This window comes from Pantoea anthophila, from assembly GCF_026104315.1.
GTDB lineage: Bacteria > Pseudomonadota > Gammaproteobacteria > Enterobacterales > Enterobacteriaceae > Pantoea > Pantoea anthophila.
Map to the genome: position 1 here is coordinate 2320070 of NZ_CP110473.1, position 18564 is coordinate 2338633.

Below are 18564 nucleotides of genomic sequence, written 5' to 3' on the forward strand. Positions count from 1 at the left end.
GCTTAAAGCAGACCTTCAGCCCAGTTAAATTGTCCGTTCTGTGCCATAAGTGGTTACTGAACCGATAAATAAACTGTCTGATTTTCCGCCTTTGACAGGATTAATGTTTACTCATTGATCAACGAGCTTTTGTTGCACCATTTTGCATCGCGTGAGAGATATTAAATGACACGAAATCTGCGAGATCAGCATCGATTTCATTGCTGCTTATCACTGGCTGCACGCATACCAAGATGAACACAAGTTGAGTCGCACGAATGGTGTCAAATTCTTCCTGGAGTGACCGCGGATCGCCAATATAAGTCTGGACGTCGACTTAAAACCTTTCCCATTCGATCCGCCATATCTGCAAGGAGTAAGATAAATTGCAATAAAAAAGGACTTAAGTAGCGTTTAAAAGTATCAGGTATCAGCCTTGATATCTGAACTCATTCCTGTGAGATCCGAGCCTACTACTGGGACGAATTCATGTTCACACGTTCATTCGCCCGCCATAGATTTTATCGGGTGCATTTCAGCTTTTATTGCCAGGTTGCTTAAAAAGAGTTTGCTTCATAATTTTGTCAACCTTGGGGACCAAGGGCATTTCCCCAGCCACAAATGAGTGGATCGCACTGTCGATAATCTCGCGAGTGAGCACAGGCTCTTCCACGATGATTTGCAAACCAATGCCGCTACGATAGCCATATTGAATGCGGTAGCCATGAGTAACTATAGGCGGATTGTCGCGCATGACTTCGGCCAAGCGTTTATCAATGTACTCGAAATAGGTTAATCCATCGAACTGAGGGTAAGAAACGCGCGTACGTTCCATCACCGTATGGCTAATCACCTTCCCATTAGTATTGAAGTTTGACGTTGTATCCATGCGGGCTTCATCTTCCTGCTGGCTTTGGTTCAACATTGCATGAGCTTCTTCAAATACCAGATTTTCCGCAATATCCGCACGCGCTACGTCAATGGTAATGATCTCCGCATTCCAGTACAGATCTGGAGAATTACCCAGGAATAAAACATCGCTCCAGGTCCACACCCAACCTGCAGCAATGGCCTCGGCATTTTCAGAATCGCAATCATCATAATGCAGTCCTCCGCAGCGCTGACGCTCGCGGTAGATCAGATTCTTAACGTGTTGTGTACGGGCGCGACGCTGACGGCGGGAAAGTGTATTAAATGGTTTTTTTCTGCGGATCATGGTTCGCTCTGCGCGTAGTCGCTGGGAGGAATCCAGCTGCACAGTTTAGCTAATGGGAATAAGGAAATCCACTTGCTAACAAGAGATCAAAAAGTATGGGGGCCTGGGCAATACGTCGCATATCATTAATGCGTAGAGACGAAGTCAATGTGCTCATAGACACGCGAATAAAAATCTATCTAGATGCCAAAAACTTATTACTGTACCTCACGTTCACAGGTAATAGCCTTTGGCTATCCCTCAACCATCAAGTCATACCAACAAGCTGCATTATATTGATTTGCACAGAGTGCGTCTTCTCACGTAAGCAGCCAGTTGAGCATGCCACCGAAATCTGGATCTACGTCATGAGCGAAAGTTAATAGTTTTAGAAATCAAGCTAATTAGCATAATATCTCTTAACTGAAGGGATATGGAGCCGCAGAAAGAAATGAATACACGGCAGTATGCGCAAAAATCTATCTTCGATCTGGAAGCAATCTTCGAACAGTCCCGCAACAATGTTCGTGAACTTGAACAGCTGTTGAGCGAACTGACCTTTCGCAACACTGCCAGGGCGCGGACGCTGACGTCTAAAATCGAGCAAGCTCTAATTGTAATTAACGACCGCAGTGTGGTCGCCACGTCGGCTTCCAGCCCATCAACACGTCATCCCGATTCGACGCCCACACAATCTTTTCAAGCTATGCCCCACAATGCGACTGCAGATGTAGAGCAACTGCAACCAAAGACTATCCCAGACGCTGCCATGCGACAGCAATACGACAAAGACCAAATCGATCCAGGTCCACTCCCCTCATTCTCTCCGTCAGATAAGGCGAATGATGCGCGAGCAATACTGGCAGCATGGACAGCCCTCGAAGCACTGTCGCCTCAAAGTTATAAACGCCCAGAGGATATGGCAACCGGCGACCGCTCCAAGGTTGCTCTATTGGAGCGAGGTGTTCCATGGGGACCAAACGCCCGCAGCAAGCCCAGTTATAAGCTTTATTTCGAGGTCGTCCTCGGCTCCATCGCTCTCGATAAGGCGACGGACGAGCTGGTCAAGGTTTTTGGCGAGGATGAGGAGCGTTCACGCCCGGACGGTAAGAAAGCGGCCATCGGTTCGATCCTGATCGACAAAGAAGGCTATGTGCTTGAGGACAAGGGCGTTGCTGTTTCCAGTTTTGCCTGGGCACTCAAGCCGGCTCTCGATCTGAAGCTTGGGAGCTTAGGGAATTGGCCGAATGTTGAGCCACGCATTATTGAGCATCTGGATCGAAGAGTTCGCCGCCACAACGAAGATGGAGAACCCATACCGCTCGATTTGGATGTCGTTCTTAACGCTTATAGATGGCTTGTGTCTCAGTTCGGTGTACCCGAGCATTTGGTTGAGCCACCCACATTCGCGATTAAGGTGTTTCATCATTTCAAGGCCAAAGCGCCGCCTGAACCTTCGTTACTCAATTCCTTCTATCTTGAAGATCTCGGTGAAGCAACCAAATTGCTCGAGACGGGCAAAGCCGGAACCGGTTTGCACCGCTACATGGGAATTGGCAGGCCTGACCAGAAAATCGACGTGCTATCGCCCATTTCCGCAGTTGAGCCTTTCGTCGCACCGTCGCTCATGCCGCAGGCTCGTTGGCCTTCGAAAGGCGGCCATCCATTGGTATTGCTTCAGCAGGCTGCCGTGAATGCGGCGCGTGCTGAGCTGAATAATGCTTCAGGCATCATCGGTGTCAACGGACCACCGGGTACCGGAAAGACCACTCTTCTGCGGGATATTGTCGTTGGGTGCATTCTCGATCGGGCCACGGCGATGTGCGGCTTCAACAAACCGCAGGATGCATTTTCCACCTCAGGCGAGAAGCTGGCATTCGGCTCCAATGCCTTCCTGCACTTCTACAAGCTACATGCATCCTTGAGGGGCCATGAGATTGTTGTAGCGTCCTCCAATAACAAAGCGGTCGAGAACGTCAGTAAAGAGCTTCCTCTCAAGGAGGCCAATGGTCGCCATGAACAGATCGCCTATTTTCGGTCCATCAGCGACCTGATTGCGAACCCCAAACGCGTAGGCTATTTCGAAGCCGAGGCCGAGGGGGACATCCCCTCCGACCCTGTCGAAACCTGGGGGCTGATCGCCGCTGCTCTCGGCAAAAGCAGCAACCGAGGCGCGTTCCAGCAAGGTTTCTGGTGGAATGAAGACGGTGGTTTCCTTACCTACCTGAAAGCAGCTCGCGGCATAAATGTCATGCGTGAGATCAAGGACGAACGAACTGGCGAAATCATTGATCGTGTGATGCCCAGCGTGGTTGTCAATGAGCGGCCCAGCACCAACGAAGCGGACGCTTTAGCGGCCTGGCGGAAAGCGCGAACCGTTTTCCTTAAACTTAAGGAGACGGTAGAGGCCGAAATCGCCAGTATCGAAGAGATGCGACGGGATATCCTGGCGCTCAAGGAAGCGACCACCGAACTTCAAAGGGTTGAACAGCGTCGGCCGAGTCTGAATGAAGCCGTTGAAGAGGCACACCAGATTGCTGAATCCTGCCAACGAGAGCATGAGAAGACAAAATCGCAGATCGAGCAGGACAAGATCATGCTCGACAGTCATCTTGCTTGCCGTCCAGGTTTCTTCTCCCGCTTGTTCGCGACTGCGGCTTGGAAGTCGTGGAGATCAACTCTTCAGAAGCTCTCGGCGACCTTGCAGCAATCAGTCTTACGGGCGCAGGAGACAGACGGAGCCCTGGAGCTTGCAAGGACTAAATGGAGCAATACTGAGGCCCAGTTACAGCAACTCGACCAGGAAATTTCCAGAAAATATCAGGCTGTTTCGAAATTGAAGGCGACCGAGGAACAGGCACGAAACCGCATGGGAGACAGGGTCGTTGATGAGAGATTCTTCGAGCGTGATCACGAGGCGATCCACCTGACTGCGCCATGGCTTCCCGATGAGGTTCATCGCCTACGGGAGGATCTTTTCGCCGCTGCCCTGACTGTGCATAAAACGTTCATCGATGCTTCGGCCAGCCGCTTGCAACACAATCTTGGGCTATTGATGTCGGGCATGGTAGCTGGTGCCTTTCAGTCTTCTGCTCACCGTGAACTTCTCCCCGACCTTTGGTCGAGCCTTTTCATGGTCGTGCCGACCGTGTCCACGACATTCGCCTCTGTTCGTACGATGTTCGGGGATCTGCCACCAGAGAGCATAGGCTGGCTTCTGATAGATGAAGCGGGCCAGGCCGTTCCTCAGGCAGCAGTGGGAGCTATCATGCGGGCAAAGCGCTCCATCGTGGTAGGTGACCCGTTGCAAATCCCACCTGTAGTTTCACTTCCTGAAAAGCTGAACGCCGAAATCTGCAAGTTCTTTGACATTGACCAGAACGAATGGTCTGCCCCCGCAGCATCTACACAGACACTTGCTGATCAGGCATCGCGCTTCAAATCCACCTTTGTCATGGATGTAGGTGATCGAGAAGTCGGCCTGCCACTGCTCGTTCACAGGCGTTGCCAGAACCCCATGTTCGATGTTTCTAACTCCATCGCCTATGCCGGGCAGATGGTCCATGCTGTCGGGCCTAAAAGACCAGGATCTATTGGCTCGGCATTAGGAAGATCTCGCTGGGTGGATATCAATGGCAATGCTGAGACAAAGTGGTGCCCCGACGAGGGCGAAGCGGTTGTACGAATGCTCAAAGAACTGGCAGCATCGGGCATTACAAATCCGGACGTATTTATCATTACACCATTCAAGATCGTAGAGCAGAACATGCGTCGGCGTCTCGAAAGTGAAACTAATCTGCTGCGGGCGTTCGGCGTGAAGTTGGATGAGTGGTGCCCTGATCGTATAGGCACGATCCACACGTTCCAGGGTCGAGAAGCGGACACGGTCATCCTGTTGCTGGGTGCGCCGAAAGCGAGTCAGCAAAGGGCGCGTCAGTGGGCGGCAAGCCCGCCAAATATAATCAATGTAGCCGTCTCACGCGCCAAGCAAAACTTGTATGTGGTCGGCTCGGCTACTGCATGGGCTGGAGCGGGAACTAGTCTGCAGGTCCTGCATCGGCAATTGGCGCAATCATCCTGACAATCTCCGAGGAGGCCCTCATTGTTGAGGGCCTCCTCGCTAATAGTCTTCAATTTACCTCAGTAAGAGACCGGCCGTCATGTGGCAGAAGCTGGAGTTTTTAGAGTAGATTATTTTAGCCAAAGGCGATTAATCAACGGGGAGCATGTCACCTCAATCTACCAGGAACTGCACCCCCTATTACATAGCCAGTTTACTAAAGGTGCAGACTCAACCAAATACGAGTGCCTTCAATATCATACGCTTTTTCCCCAAATCCTTTCGCAAGCAGAGACTCTGGTAAATATTCGTCATATTTATCTAAGTACTTTTCTGGAACATTTACAGCAAGATCAAACGCTGAAGGCAAGCCTGACAGCAGCATACCTTTAAGTGCCTGTTGAACATAAGCGACACTTGAGCCATCAATTTCTATAACTCCAGCAAATGAATTAGCTTTAAAACCACAACGTACGAGCAAGGCTGTGACCGTATTGACAACTTTATCCCCCATCCAGGGAATTACGTAACAGTGTTGCCCACTCGTAATAAAATACTCATTTTTTAGGTTATAGCGCTGAAAGTTACTACAGCCTTCCGCAAATAGGTTTCTGGCGGCCGTATCGGCATAATCTACTTTCTTGCTACCTATTGCTATGCGGTAATCACCCTCCCTATAGATAGCAAGCATTTCCTGACGAACGGTGTCATGAACAGACATTCCTCCCCCACTAAATTGTGGTGGCTGGCCGCCTTTGGTCGCCTCTACATAGATAACTTTTTTCTCTGTCTCGATCTCTGTCACTTTCCAGCGCCGCCCACCGAAGATGATGTGTTGGTCTGGTAGCAGTGGGGAGTCCACAGGCACTGTTCCAAGGGTTCTGTTTCCGGTGACAATGCGGAACTCTTCTGGTGTATTGAACACGGCATAAAAAGTGTAATGGTTAGTCAGTATCTCCCCCTCTGCCCCAACAACCATTTCGCCGCTAGCAAGTTGAGTGAGTAGGCCACATGCTCCCATATGTTTAAGCAGGCTTTTGAAATCGTTTAAATCTACATTTCTGAACGGCCCTGTCTGGCATAGTTGTGACCAGAGCTGGTCGGCACGAACTCCACCCCATTGTGCGGTAATTGCAAGAATCTGGTGTAGCAGCGTAGAGTAATGCATCTGCCGGGAATCGGCAGGTTCAAACCATTGTTCAGAGATCATCAATCTGATCATTGCCATCGACTGGACCAACTGCAGCCGTAGGTGGTCAACGATACTGCTAGTCACAGTGAGCTCATTTTCTGTAATTAGCATTCTTAGCACTGATGGGGAATCGCGTCGCCCAGAACGTCCCATACGCTGACGCAGACTGGAAACAGAATGCGGAGGCGTAACTTGGATAACTGACTTAACCTTACCGATATCAATGCCCAACTCGAGCGTCATTGTACAAACAGCTGTTGTGGGCAAATTTCCTTTCTGAAGACGAGATTCAAGCGCCTCACGTAATTCCCTGGCAAGGGAACCATGGTGCGGGAAAAATTCATTCGGAACAATTTGTTCCTCACACATGTCGCTCAGCGTTGCCGCAATGCTTTCAGTGCGCTTTCGGCTGTTTGCAAAGACCAAATGAGAATCGCCACGGCAAAGTCTAAAAATGTCAGCGCAAACCTCATGTTCAGCTGAACTCTGAAGTTCTTCCTCTTTTTGGAGCACTCGTTCCAGGTACCCTTTGACCTGTACCTGAAGAGTGGCCGTGCTATTACTATCTGTAACAGTTACGCAGGGGAGTCGTTTGTCAGGGCGCAACATTTCGGGCACTTTCTCCAGTTCTCCCAGCGTGGCACTCAACGCAACGCGGGGAATTGGATTTACCTGGCGATCTAGCACATGGTCAATTCTATTGAGCAGAGAAAGCAGCTGTACACCACGCTCTGAGCCAATAAAAGCATGAAACTCATCAATAACGATGTATGCGACTGAAGAAAAAGCCTGTTTGAGCCAGCCCATTGAATTTATGAGCAAAGACTCAAGTGACTCAGGTGTAATCAGTAAAATGCCAGCAGGGTTTGTCCGAGCCTTCTTCTTTTTGCTTTGTGGTACGTCCCCGTGCCAGGGAGTCACTGGCATTTCCAATGCATCTCCAAGGCTCTCAAGACGACGGTATTGATCGTTAATCAATGCCTTCAACGGACTGATATAGACGATGCCAAATCCATTCGTGAGATCTGCAACTGCCGAACAGGCAGGAAGAAAGAAAGCCTCTGTTTTACCCGCTGCTGTACCTGCACTGATTAGCACGTCTCGATCACGGGCTAAAATTGCCGGGATAGAACTCTCCTGCAAGGGCCTTAATGTAGACCACCCCTGCTTGTAAACCCACTTACGGACGCGGGGATCGAGGCTATCGTAGGCACTGCTCATAGTTTGAAGTTCGCCAGTCCGTCGTCGTCATCGCTTTCCTCCGTAGTGGCGTCATCCATATCGCTGGGCCGGTCCTCTTCAATCGCTACACCCTCGATTAGTGTTTGCCAGTTCATCGTTCTGTTTTGTTCCAGCACGGCAAGCATGTCCAGGAAACCTTTTATGGTATTACGGGGGGTACGGAAGTAAGCGTCTCCAATGGTTTTACTACAGTGACGCAGGAATCCAGTCAGTGCCTCATCTGGTACCAGATAATTCTCTGGATCTCCACCTGCATAAACATGACGGAGATTTCTCAGCAAAATATACAGTTCCTCAGGGGTGAGGCTGGCAAGATGCAAAGTGGGGGATGAGTAGTCGATCACTCCTGCTTTTTGCGCGAACCGGTTTTCCGCCAGACGCGACTGGAGCGCCTCATAGCTGTAAAGACCTTTACGCGGATCGAAAAGAAACTCTGGCGTACCCCCGAGGATAAAACCAATGTTCTCGGCTGAGCCTTGCAGGCAGTCATTCAGGATCCGCAAAATCTGTTCGTAGTTCGCTGTTCTTGCTTGCGTATTATTCAGCTTAAAGAGGTTCACCATTTCGTCGAGGCTGACCAAAAGACCGGCATAGCCTGCCTGGCGGACAAAAAGGCTCATCAGCTTCAAAGAATCATAGAATGATGCGTCTGAGATAATAGTCCGAACGTCGAGATCGTTACGGGCATCAGTTTTGGTGGTGTACTCTCCCCGCAACCAGCGAATAGCATTGGATTTTAGCGTTTCGTTATCCTGTTCATGCCCGCGCCAGAATGCATCAATGACCTTCGCAAAGTCATATCCACCCACCATATCTGACAGAGCTGCCAGGCGTTTATGAATAACTGATGAAACCTCGGAGCCGTCCGTGTCAGCTTCCTTCCTTGCCTCCGTAACGAACCTTTCAACAACGCTAAGTAACGCATTACCATCCGGCTTGTTTCTGGTGGACATGTTTTTCATAAGCTCTGAATAGAGGTTACGAGCCTGACCTCCCGATGAGTGAATACGTCTGTCAGGAGAAAGGTCAGCACTGACTGACACCAGCTTCTTCTCTAACGCAATAGAGCGCACAACACTCAGAAAGAATGTTTTACCGGAACCATATTCACCGATGATAAGTCTGAAGCTTGCACCACCGTCAGCAATCCTCTCAATATCCTGATGGAGAGCGGTGATCTCATTCACACGGCCAACCTGGATATGCTGAATACCTATCCTTGGCGTTACACCTGACTTAAGTGACTGAATAATAGCGTCGCGTTCTTTCACTCTTATACGTGTTACAGACATTCACTATCCCTCTAATTCTTTGGCAATTTCCAGGTCAACCCAGATATCATCATCGGCATCGTCCAGCACCGGAGCATCAACCACCGCATAGGACCAGTCATTGATCACCTCAAGTGCACCGCCGAGCATCAGATTCAAATTTCCGCACAATTCTGTCGCCTCTTTTCGGGACCACTGTTCTTTCTCCAGCAAACTGCGATAAAGCTGACTATGTGCGGAATCAAGGCCCACCGCCTCCGCTAATGAAACTGGAGCGCTTTCTGGCTCTTCCGGTTCTTCGTCGGTGAAAATTGTCTTCAGCAATTTACGAACATCATCCGTGGCAGATTCGTGGCGGGCAAGTACATTAGCATCCAGTGTGAACCCTGCTGCTGGCTGATCAGTTGGTACAGACGAGACAAGGTCATGTTCAGTTGCTGAATGCTGATGGATATTGCTCGAGACAGATGAGGGATCCAGCCCCAAACTTGAATAAATTTTCTCAAGCTGTTTGATTTCGGAAGGCGCTATTGTCCCATCCGAACAGGCAACACTAACGATAACTTTACCCACAGCAGTTTTTTCCGCGGCCCCCATCAACTCAATCCTGCTTTTCATTCCTGTCATATTGGCTGGGGTATGAAGTTGCCACGTTAAATACGCATGTAGAGAGCGTTTTTCATCATCGGTGAAGCCAGTATTGTTGTTGATAGCATTCTCAAGCACTTTCTGCTCGGCTTGATCAAGAGAATCGTCAATCAAGGCGACCATCGCCCCTAATCTGAGCGTCATTACTGCTGAGATAAATTCAGGAGAAGGTGAGAAGCGTCCAGCTTCGGCGGCAGGGAATAGAACAAGTGTCCCATCAACATCGGCCTTCACATGGTGATAATACGGGTCAGGTGCCAGACCGTAACCCATCTTCAGAGCAAAGGCCTGCATCAAATCGGCCTCTTTTTTATTGATCTTATTGGGGCAAGTGGCATTCATATGTGCCCAAAAGTCAGCAACTGAGACTAACCCCTCCTTGACGAGGATCGCCTCATCAGCCCAGCGTTTGAATGAGCTTAATATTTTTTCTGCGCTTTCATTAACGATCTCTGAAGGGAGCAACATAATTGCAGCCGTATCATTGACTGACGTACCTTTCCTGCCAAGATAGCGACTATATGCATCGAGCTCATCTGTACATATGTCGGCAAGGGCAATAATTTTCTGAACCGGGCCCTTCAATGCACTTGGGTCAGGTAAGTCGGGAACAGGAAGACGAACGCCTCGCAAACTGGGGCTTGCAGGTGTGTAATCTAACCGCAGGCGTGTTTTATTCGCCTTAACGACCATCCCTTCACCATATTTGAGGGTGTAACGCCGTTTGAAAAGCGCAGCAAACTCTTTGGCACACCGGCGAGCAGGGGTACGCAGCGCATATTCGGTATGGTTTATCACCCAAGCCAACGCCAGTTCAGCTGATACAGGAACGCCTTCATGTACAGTTTTAGCCAGAGCTAGCTTAAATTGCATGCCATTACTGAAACCTGATTCAATATCGAGATCTGTGGCTAAGCCCATGTTCGGGCGCAGAATAGACATGGCTTCGAGTAATTGGGCCGAATATCCACGGAATGAGCGATTCTCAATGAATACCGATCTTAACCGAGCGACTTCATTGAACAGATTACGGAACTCAGCATCAGGGAATTTTGAGTTAGTGGAATCTACGAACGCTTTTCTTTCCAGACCGTAGAGGTAGATAAAAACATAGCCGATAGGACACGATGGATCAGACCTATCGCTGGCGAGCCAACTGATATACGCACCGCGTGCTTCTGGGGAAAGAGAGGAAAAACTGGGCCAGTATCCTAATGAACTGTCCTCGTAAAGATAAGAAGTAGGTTTTATCTTACATGTGTCATCAATTAAGGATGCCTCACTTCCATCGTCATAATAGCCGCCTGAATCCTGACCGGAGGGCTTCATACGTTGTCCCACGTAAATGTGACCACCAGTGATTGTTACACCAGCTACAGTTATCATTTCACCAGGAAGGACCCATCGAGCTGGTGCACCTGCTGACTTTGAGGTGTTCCGGTAATGATTGGTTGTCACCCGAACTTCAACACCCCGGCCACCGCTCAATGTAAAAGTTGCAAGGTTATCGTCTTCACTACTATCGTTTCGCACAACCGCCTCTTTTTTCTTGATGTCAGTAAGCCATTCTTTTGGTGGTGCTTTCATGAAGCTTAAAGCATAAGGCTTTGGAGACTTTCTTTTTTTCTTCCTAAAATACAACAAGTAAATGACAAAAATCGCCGCCAAAAATATCAATAACTCCATGAGATATAACCTTAAAATCATTCCTCACGCACACTAACAAGCGGCAATGAAGATTGGGCAAGTGGATTAATCTCAAAATAATACGTCTAAATCGCAAGGCTTCAAGCCATAATGCAGTCAAAATTAATTTATTGTTCTAGATGAAAATAATTAATGCGTAAGCATGATTTTCAAACAGAATTTTTGAAGGCATGTGAATGCTTGTGGGTCATTCTCATCAGAATGAAGTTGAATTAGTTCTGCTTAAACATACGACTAGCTGTTACATGAATGCAGAACTGGCGGCAATTATCCTTATCTATTTGCTGTCAGAACTGACTCTGCTAACGGGAAATGATCTCACCTACCGCGAACCGTGCAAAAGGCATTTCATGCTCCGGTGACCTGAACAAACCACCCAGCAAGTTTGTGTATCAAATTCATACGCTGGTGATGTTAACTTTTTGAGCACGCTTTTCCTCCTGTTCCTTATGTCTCTGATTGGTTATCTCCATAAGACCGAACAGCATATATCTTCCACTGTAACCCTGTATGCATGTAATTTTGAGGCGTATTAGTAGACGTCAGAATACAGTCGAGAGCTGGAAGATGCAGTCTACAAGAGGGTTTGAGTGAACCTGAGCAGATTATGAGAGGGGCTTGAATGGTGCCGATAATTGGAGTCATACCTATGAAATTCTCTTCCGGAATTAAGCCAACTCCATAATGAGCACACATAAAATACAATATTAAAAAATTATAAAAATCAATAGAATGAAGTGAGAGTCACCGTTCAGCGTTTGATTAAAAGCTGTTTTTTTCATGGAGCTTTATCAAGCCCATGAAATCTGACAGACTCCTTAAATCCACGCAACCGCGTGGATTTTTCATTGCACACCCTCCTGCTCTCTCCCGTAACAACGCAGCCCGAAATACCTCCATACCCCTGTCCTCCACCCTCGCAAAAAAAACCCCTATTCTACCAGCAGTGATTTCAGCCGGCTGAGCCAGGCCTCCGTGTCGTTCAGCAGCGCACAGCTGAGATTTTCAATGGTCATGTGTTGCGCCATTGAGGCGCGGCGCAGCAGGCTGTAGGCATCATCCTCATCCAGCCCCAGCGCGTTCATCACCCGCAGCTGTGCGGAGAAGAGAAACTTACGCGCCCGAAGTCGCTCCTCCTGCCGCCGAAGCTGCGCGTCGAGCTGGCTGATGTGGGCGGCATGATTGAGCGCCAGGGTAAAAGCAGTCATCACACCATCAAAGCGCACCGGTTTACGCATATAGCTGTCGATTTTCTGTTCAGCGATCCATTGCAAGCGCGAGGGCGTTTCAATGGCGGTAAGCGCTACCTTTGGCAGCGCAGGCCAGGGGAGCGGGTTCGTGGGGTGAAACAGGCTGGAGTTATCCCCGTCGAACACCAGTAACTGCTGGTCAGCCAGCTGGCTCTCGTCCGGAAACACCGTACAGAACAGCCCCTCAATGCCTATGCGGCTGAACTGCTGCGTCAGATGGTGGTTATCACGGTCGGAACAGCCGATCACACACACTTTTAATCCGCGCATCTGTACGTTTTTTCGGCTCATTCGTCACCTCTGCGCGGCATGAGGCTCGCGAGATCCACCCTGGCCAGCCAGGGATCGGGTTTCACCGCAGCTTCCGCCTGCCAGAAACTCTCCAGCCTGCCGTTGTGGCATCGCGCCAGATGCGGCGTCAGCCAGCAGTGATTATTGTCGGCGTCGAGGCGGATCCGTCCGGCGGGCGAATCCATCTCATCCTGCAATACCGCATTACGCACACCGTCCACATCTGCATTGCCGTGGCGCGCAATGGCTCTCGCCAGCAAATGTCCGGCGAGCCAGGCACTCTCGCTGTCCACTGACGGGGAAACCTGCTCACCAAAGCGCTGATGATAGCTGCTCAGAAAACGGTGGTTGGCGGCGCTGTCAATCGACTGAAACCAGCTGGCAGAAACCAGATATCCCTCTAACGCCTCTGCACCAATTAACTGCACTTCCGGTTCACACAGCGTCAGGCTGAGCTTCAGCACCTCGTTTAGCCACGGCTGCTGCTGGCAGGCCTGGTGCCAGGCGCGATAGAAACTGTAGGCGCTTTTGCCGACCATGGTATTCAGGAGGACTTTCGGGCGGCAGGCGATAATATCCGCGATTAACGCCTCCACGTTTTCGTCCCCCATCGGCAGTAATTTACTCTGCAATACGCTGCCGCCCGCGGGGATGACGGCTTCACGGGTCAGGCGATCCATCTCCCATGACCAGACATAGTTAGAACCAATGTGATAGATCTCTGCTGCCTGCTGCTGTAACAGCCAGCTGAGCATCGGCAGGATATGCTGGTTGGGACTGGCCCCCAGGTAAATCACGCTATTGCTGCTCTCAAACCCCTCATAGCGCGCGGAATGCCACAGCAGCGCGTTGGCACCTTCGATTAGTGGCAGAATGGTCTTCCGCGCCGCAGACGTGTAGCAGCCAATCACATGACGTACCCCGTGGCGATAGAGTAAGTCGTGACAATAGTCGTAATAGAGATCCAGCGACCCCTGCGGATCGCGGATGACGGGCGCCAGGGTAAACGGATGGGCGGGATTGGCGTTGATCTCCTCAATCGCCAGCAGGATGCCGTTGAGCATCTCGCGCCCGATCACCGCATAATCGCCTGAGACTGAATAGAGAATACCGACCGGAATAACGGGTTTAGGCAGCGGCTGTGTGGCAGTCATAATAGCTCCTGAATCAGCGCGGCCCGCAGGCCGCGTCTGTGGCTCATTTCGGTGATTGAGCAATCAGCGCAGTGTAGAAATGCGGCTGACGCATCAGCACCAGGTCTTTACGCCTTACCACATGATCGGGGTAAGGATCGCCGGCTGACCCCGTGGAGATATCCAGCAGCGCCAGCCCCTTCGCACCGGTCGCTTTCGCTTCCCTGCGTGGAAAGGCAAAGGTATCCGGCCCGTATATCCCGCTCAGGCCAAAGCTTTCGCCTGCCGCGGCGGGCCAGTTGGCAAAAGCCAGCCAGACGTTATTCTCTCCCGCCCGAACGCGTGGCAGCAGCCAGTGGTAGGGATCGGCGCCGCGCGGGATCGGCCAGACATGCGGTATCGCCGTGCCCGCGTGCGCCATGGGCAGAGGTGAATGAAGCTGCGCCGGGCAGGCGATGATGTCGCAGCCTTCCAGCGCCAGAATGCGGGCCGCTTCCGGCACCAGCAGATCTTCACCCAGCAGAATACCAACGCGCCCGCAGGGCAGATCGCACGTCACCCACTGATCCCCTGCGCAGGCCCAGTGCCGATCCTGGTCGCTGAGGTGAATCTGGCGATAGTGTCCGTTGACTCCCTCACTGCTCACCAGCAGCGCGCTGTTGTAACACTGCTCCCCTTCCCGCTCGGCGAACCCTGCAAGCAGCGCGATATCCAGCTCCATCGCCAGCGCGATCAGCGCCTGTACAGGCGCATCCTCCCGTGACAGCGCGCAATGGCTGCCGTCGCCCCCGGTCAGCGCGCGCTCCGGCAGGATCAGCAGTTCCGCGCCCTCTGATTTTGCCTGTCCGGCCCAGTGCCGAATCTGTGCCAGATTGGCATTCACCTCGTCTTGCGGGCGAAACTGCGCCACCGCAATACGGGACGCTTTGCCGTCAGGCAGGGGATCACGCCCATATAAGCCAAAAAAGTCCGCCGGATTCCAGAGGAAAGTATTGGTCATCAGCCGCTGATAGAGCTCAGGCCGGCGCTTGTTCAGCAGTAGATTCTCCGCCGGAAGAGGTAACTCAGCGCTGAGTACCTGATCGCCGCTGTCGCAGCTGGCCAGCACATTTCCCTGGCTATCCACAATGCAGCTGCCGCCGCTGAACTGCACGCCCCGCTCCCATCCCCAGCGGTTACTTTCAATCAGCGCACAGCCATTCTCCCAGGCGCGCGTGAGCCAGTAAGGCGCAGGAGTGCGTTCAGCCAGCCAGTTACTGATGTGGCAGATAATCTGTGCGCCCCCCAGCGCAGCCAGCCGGGCAGTTTCAATAAAGTGAATATCCATACAGACCAGCAGCGCAATATTGCCGATCTCAGTCTGAAAGACCTGATGCCCGCCATCACCGTTAGCCGCCCATTTCGGTTCCGAAATATAGGGATGCGTTTTACGGTGGACGCCTATCACGCCCTGCGGGCCGACCAGAATGGCGCTGTTATAGTAGAGGTCGGTTACCCTGTCCCGCTCCGGCATGCCAAAGACCAGAAAGCAGTTAAACTCACACGCAATCGCAGCGAATGCCTGGCTGGTGGGACCGTCCGCCGTTTCTGTGTAGGGGGCGACCTCCGCACGATCCTGCCAGCAGTAGCCGGTAGTGGCCATTTCCGGCATTACGATTAAGCGTGCGCCGTCACGTGCCGCCTGAGTGGCTGATGCCAGCAGCCGGGCGACGTTTTCCTCTTTTCTGAACTGCGTGGGTTCAAACTGAATGGTTGCAACGTTGATGCGCATTATTCGGCCTCCTTGCTCAGTAAGGGTTTAAACACCGGTTTCGGCCCCTGGTAAGCATCAGAGGGTTTCCAGCTGGTTTGCATATCTTCCGGGAAGGTTTTGAAGTAGTAGCTGCCGCGGGTCGCCACGCTGATAGCGACATGCAGCACAGGGCCAACCAGCATGGCAATAAATGAGGCGTACACCATCGGATAGAGGCCCAGCACGCCTGCCGCGCCTGTTGCCACCGCGACGCACAACGCAATGACGCCGGACGGATTCCACATCCGCAGATACGCTTTGCGATACTCCACGAAATCGGAAGGCGCAAGGTGCAGCACTTTGCGGCAGATAAAGTAATCCGCAAGGATAATAAAGACCCAGGTGTTGGTGAGAATGCCGGTAATGGAGAGGAAGGTGCCGGTATACTGCAGAATATTGCAGATATAGAACAGCACGCCGAGCAACCAGACCAGCAGCATCCACCACTGACGTCCCGGGCGATAGTTAAACGCCATATCCATGGTGTTCGACAGGGCAATCGAACCTGAGTAGAGATTCAGGACGTTGATGCGGATCTGGGTAATTACCGCAAATAACACGCCGGTCAGCCCCATAATCAGCGGGAAGACGAAGCCCGGATCGAGCGCCAGCGACCAGACATCCTCGCCCTGAATATGCGGCATCAGGGTGTAGGCCATAAAGGCACCAAACAGCATGACGACAACAATCGGGATCAGCATTCCCAGCATGATCGTTGCGGTGCCTTTATGCGTGATCCCCGGACGGGCAAAACGACCGTAGTCAGTGGCCATCAGTCCCTGAAAAACGATCTGCCCGTTGGCCATATTCATCACCAGCCACAGGGCGTTACTGTCCGCCTCTCCTTTCGGCTGCCAGCCGCTGAAACTGACCGCCGGATAGTGGTGCGTTAACTGCCAGATACAGAAGCCAAACAGCACAATGAAAATGGGAACGCCCCAGGTTTGCAGGAACTGCATGGATGACATGCCCTTCCAGACAAACCAGATGGCGGCCAGCCCCATCAGCGCAAAGATAGCGATACCGGTCAGGGAGTTGACCGGCACGCCCGCATAGTTGGCGATGGCGTGAGACACAATGGTGCCTTCAAACAGGAAATAGAAGATGAAGTTGACGGCGTAAATCAGCGAGGTGAAGGCGGAGCCCATATAGCCAAACCCCAGGCCGCGCGTCATCAGATTGAGTGAGAGCCCCTCTTTACTCGCCATCTTCATAATGCATGAGCCAATCAGGGTGGCGAACACCACCATATAACCGATCGGCAACAGCAGCATTGGCCAGCCGACCTGGTAGCTCATGTCTGCCCCGAGGCTGAACCAGAACATCGCGGTAGAGTTGCCCAGCAGCACCAGAATAATGGCCGGAATCGGCCAGCGATAGTGCGCCGGCACACGGCCCACCGCGTAATCCTCAACGGCCTCTGCTTCGGTAATATCCTGCGGCCCCTGAAACCATGCTTTTAACTTACTCATAGATTTGCTCCAAAAAAAAGCCCTGCCGGCAGCATTGCCGGCAGGGCTTCTTCGCCTGAAATCGATGTTGTGGAGTGGCGGCTCGCCACAGGCCGCTTACCAGGCTACGGTGCCTGTTCCTGCCCGGCAGGATGCGGTAACGATAAGGAAGCAATTAATGCGCCAACTGTTAAAAGTGGCGCATACAGGCGGTAGAGAGGCGGATGGCAGGCGAGAGACGCCTAATGCCGGTGCAGCGCGCACCATGATGATTCAGATTTCGTGAGCCATCCGGGTTAATGATGGCGGAGAACTGAACTGCGACGCGGGTTCAGGCAACGATAAACTGCGTTTCACACTGCCGGGCAATCTCCCACAGTCGGTTGCGGATCACCTGCTTAAGCTGCAGCGTGGACTGCGACTGAGGCAGGTCGCGACGGCTGATCAGCATCACTTCAAACGGCAGGGGCTGGGCCACGGGCAGCAATTTCAGCTGGTCGGCATAGCGGCAGGCGGTGAAGAGATCCACGACGCCCACGCCGCCGCCCGCCAGCACCATATCCGCGATGACCGAGTAGGTTTTGATCGATAACGACACGGCGGGATTCAGTTTTTTATCGCGCAGCGCACGATGGAGCACGCGCCCTAAAGGGTCCTGGGCCTGCATCATCAGCAGATTGTTGTCGCATAACCACGCCAGCGTAACGGGGTCAGCCTGGGGATGATGACGTGGCAGCAGCGCCACCATGGAGGAGTGAAACAGGGGTTCAGCCAGCAGAGCCGCGTCGACCTGCTGACCGAAAACCAGGGCAAAATCGAGCTGATTCTCCAGAATCATCTGGCATAAGGTACTGAAGTGCTCGGTCACCAGTTCAACGCTGACAGAGGCCATCTGCTGCCGCCAGGTCACCAGGGCAGGAGCCATCACCATCTGACCAAATGCGTGAGCCGCCCCGACGCGCACTAACTGCCCTTCGCCGCGCCGCAGCTGTTCGGCGAGCTGGGTAATGGATTGCAGGCGCTGACAGAGTTCGTCGATTTCCGGCAGCAGGCGCCGCCCCTCTGCTGTCACGCTCATCCCCTGAATACGGCGTTCAAACAGCGCAAACCCCAGCTGCTGCTCAGCGTGATTCAGCACCCGGCTGATGTTCGGCTGCGACACATTCAGCAGGCGCGCCGCTGCGCTGATGCTGCCGGTCTGCACGATGGCCTGAAAGACCTCTATATGGCGTAGCCGCATAATTTTTACCTTGGATGGAATAGCGAATAAAGGCGCCTCCGCCAGGTGGCCTGATCAGGTCCGGGCGGAGGAGAGGAGAATCGTCTCCTCATGCAAAAACTGTACCGCAAAGC

At 52.1% G+C, this 18564-nt stretch carries 10 protein-coding genes; 1 reads left to right on the forward strand and 9 read right to left on the reverse strand.

Annotation, left to right across the window (positions count from 1 at the left end; all coding sequences use genetic code 11):
* Positions 1-514 precede the first annotated feature (514 nt).
* Positions 515-1195: a hypothetical protein gene (locus OJ965_RS13305; protein WP_265136268.1), complete on the reverse strand. Its 681-nt coding sequence runs from the start codon at positions 1193-1195 to the stop codon at positions 515-517.
* Positions 1196-1625: 430 nt separating this feature from the next.
* Here OJ965_RS13305 and OJ965_RS13310 point away from each other — a divergent pair, with 430 nt between their 5' ends.
* A complete protein-coding gene (locus OJ965_RS13310) occupies positions 1626-5255 on the forward strand; it encodes a DEAD/DEAH box helicase (RefSeq protein WP_338117910.1) in 3630 nt (1209 codons plus the stop codon).
* A 196-nt stretch (positions 5256-5451) separates the two neighbouring features.
* On the opposite strand, the gene OJ965_RS13315 is transcribed toward OJ965_RS13310, so the two are convergent.
* From OJ965_RS13315 to OJ965_RS13350, 8 genes are all read right to left on the reverse strand, one after another.
* Positions 5452-7647: a DEAD/DEAH box helicase gene (locus OJ965_RS13315; protein ID WP_150030022.1), complete on the reverse strand. Its 2196-nt coding sequence runs from the start codon at positions 7645-7647 to the stop codon at positions 5452-5454.
* Positions 7644-8960 (reverse strand): ATP-binding protein, encoded by a 1317-nt coding sequence (locus tag OJ965_RS13320; RefSeq protein ID WP_058956603.1) that lies wholly within the window; start codon positions 8958-8960, stop codon positions 7644-7646. The genes OJ965_RS13315 and OJ965_RS13320 overlap by 4 nt, the downstream gene beginning before the upstream one ends.
* A 3-nt stretch (positions 8961-8963) precedes the next feature.
* Entirely contained in the window at positions 8964-11273 is a 2310-nt protein-coding gene (locus OJ965_RS13325) for a tellurite resistance TerB family protein (RefSeq protein WP_265136274.1), read from the reverse strand.
* Positions 11274-12226: 953 nt separating this feature from the next.
* The gene (locus OJ965_RS13330) at positions 12227-12835 is read right to left on the reverse strand and encodes an ANTAR domain-containing response regulator (protein ID WP_154928091.1); all 609 of its coding nucleotides are present in this window, start codon (positions 12833-12835) and stop codon (positions 12227-12229) included.
* Positions 12832-13989, reverse strand: a complete 1158-nt coding sequence (locus tag OJ965_RS13335; RefSeq protein ID WP_058956606.1) for a transporter substrate-binding domain-containing protein — start codon at positions 13987-13989, stop codon at positions 12832-12834. The genes OJ965_RS13330 and OJ965_RS13335 overlap by 4 nt, the downstream gene beginning before the upstream one ends.
* 43 nt (positions 13990-14032) lie before the next feature.
* Positions 14033-15739 carry a nitrilase-related carbon-nitrogen hydrolase gene (locus tag OJ965_RS13340; RefSeq protein ID WP_154928089.1) on the reverse strand — a complete coding sequence of 569 codons (1707 nt, stop codon included), beginning with the start codon at positions 15737-15739 and terminating at the stop codon, positions 14033-14035.
* Positions 15739-17232 carry a purine-cytosine permease family protein gene (locus tag OJ965_RS13345; RefSeq protein ID WP_009090700.1) on the reverse strand — a complete coding sequence of 498 codons (1494 nt, stop codon included), beginning with the start codon at positions 17230-17232 and terminating at the stop codon, positions 15739-15741. Before OJ965_RS13345 ends, OJ965_RS13340 begins: the two co-directional genes overlap by 1 nt.
* A gap of 310 nt (positions 17233-17542) precedes the next feature.
* A complete protein-coding gene (locus tag OJ965_RS13350) occupies positions 17543-18451 on the reverse strand; it encodes a LysR family transcriptional regulator (protein WP_009090702.1) in 909 nt (302 codons plus the stop codon).
* Positions 18452-18564 lie beyond the last annotated feature (113 nt).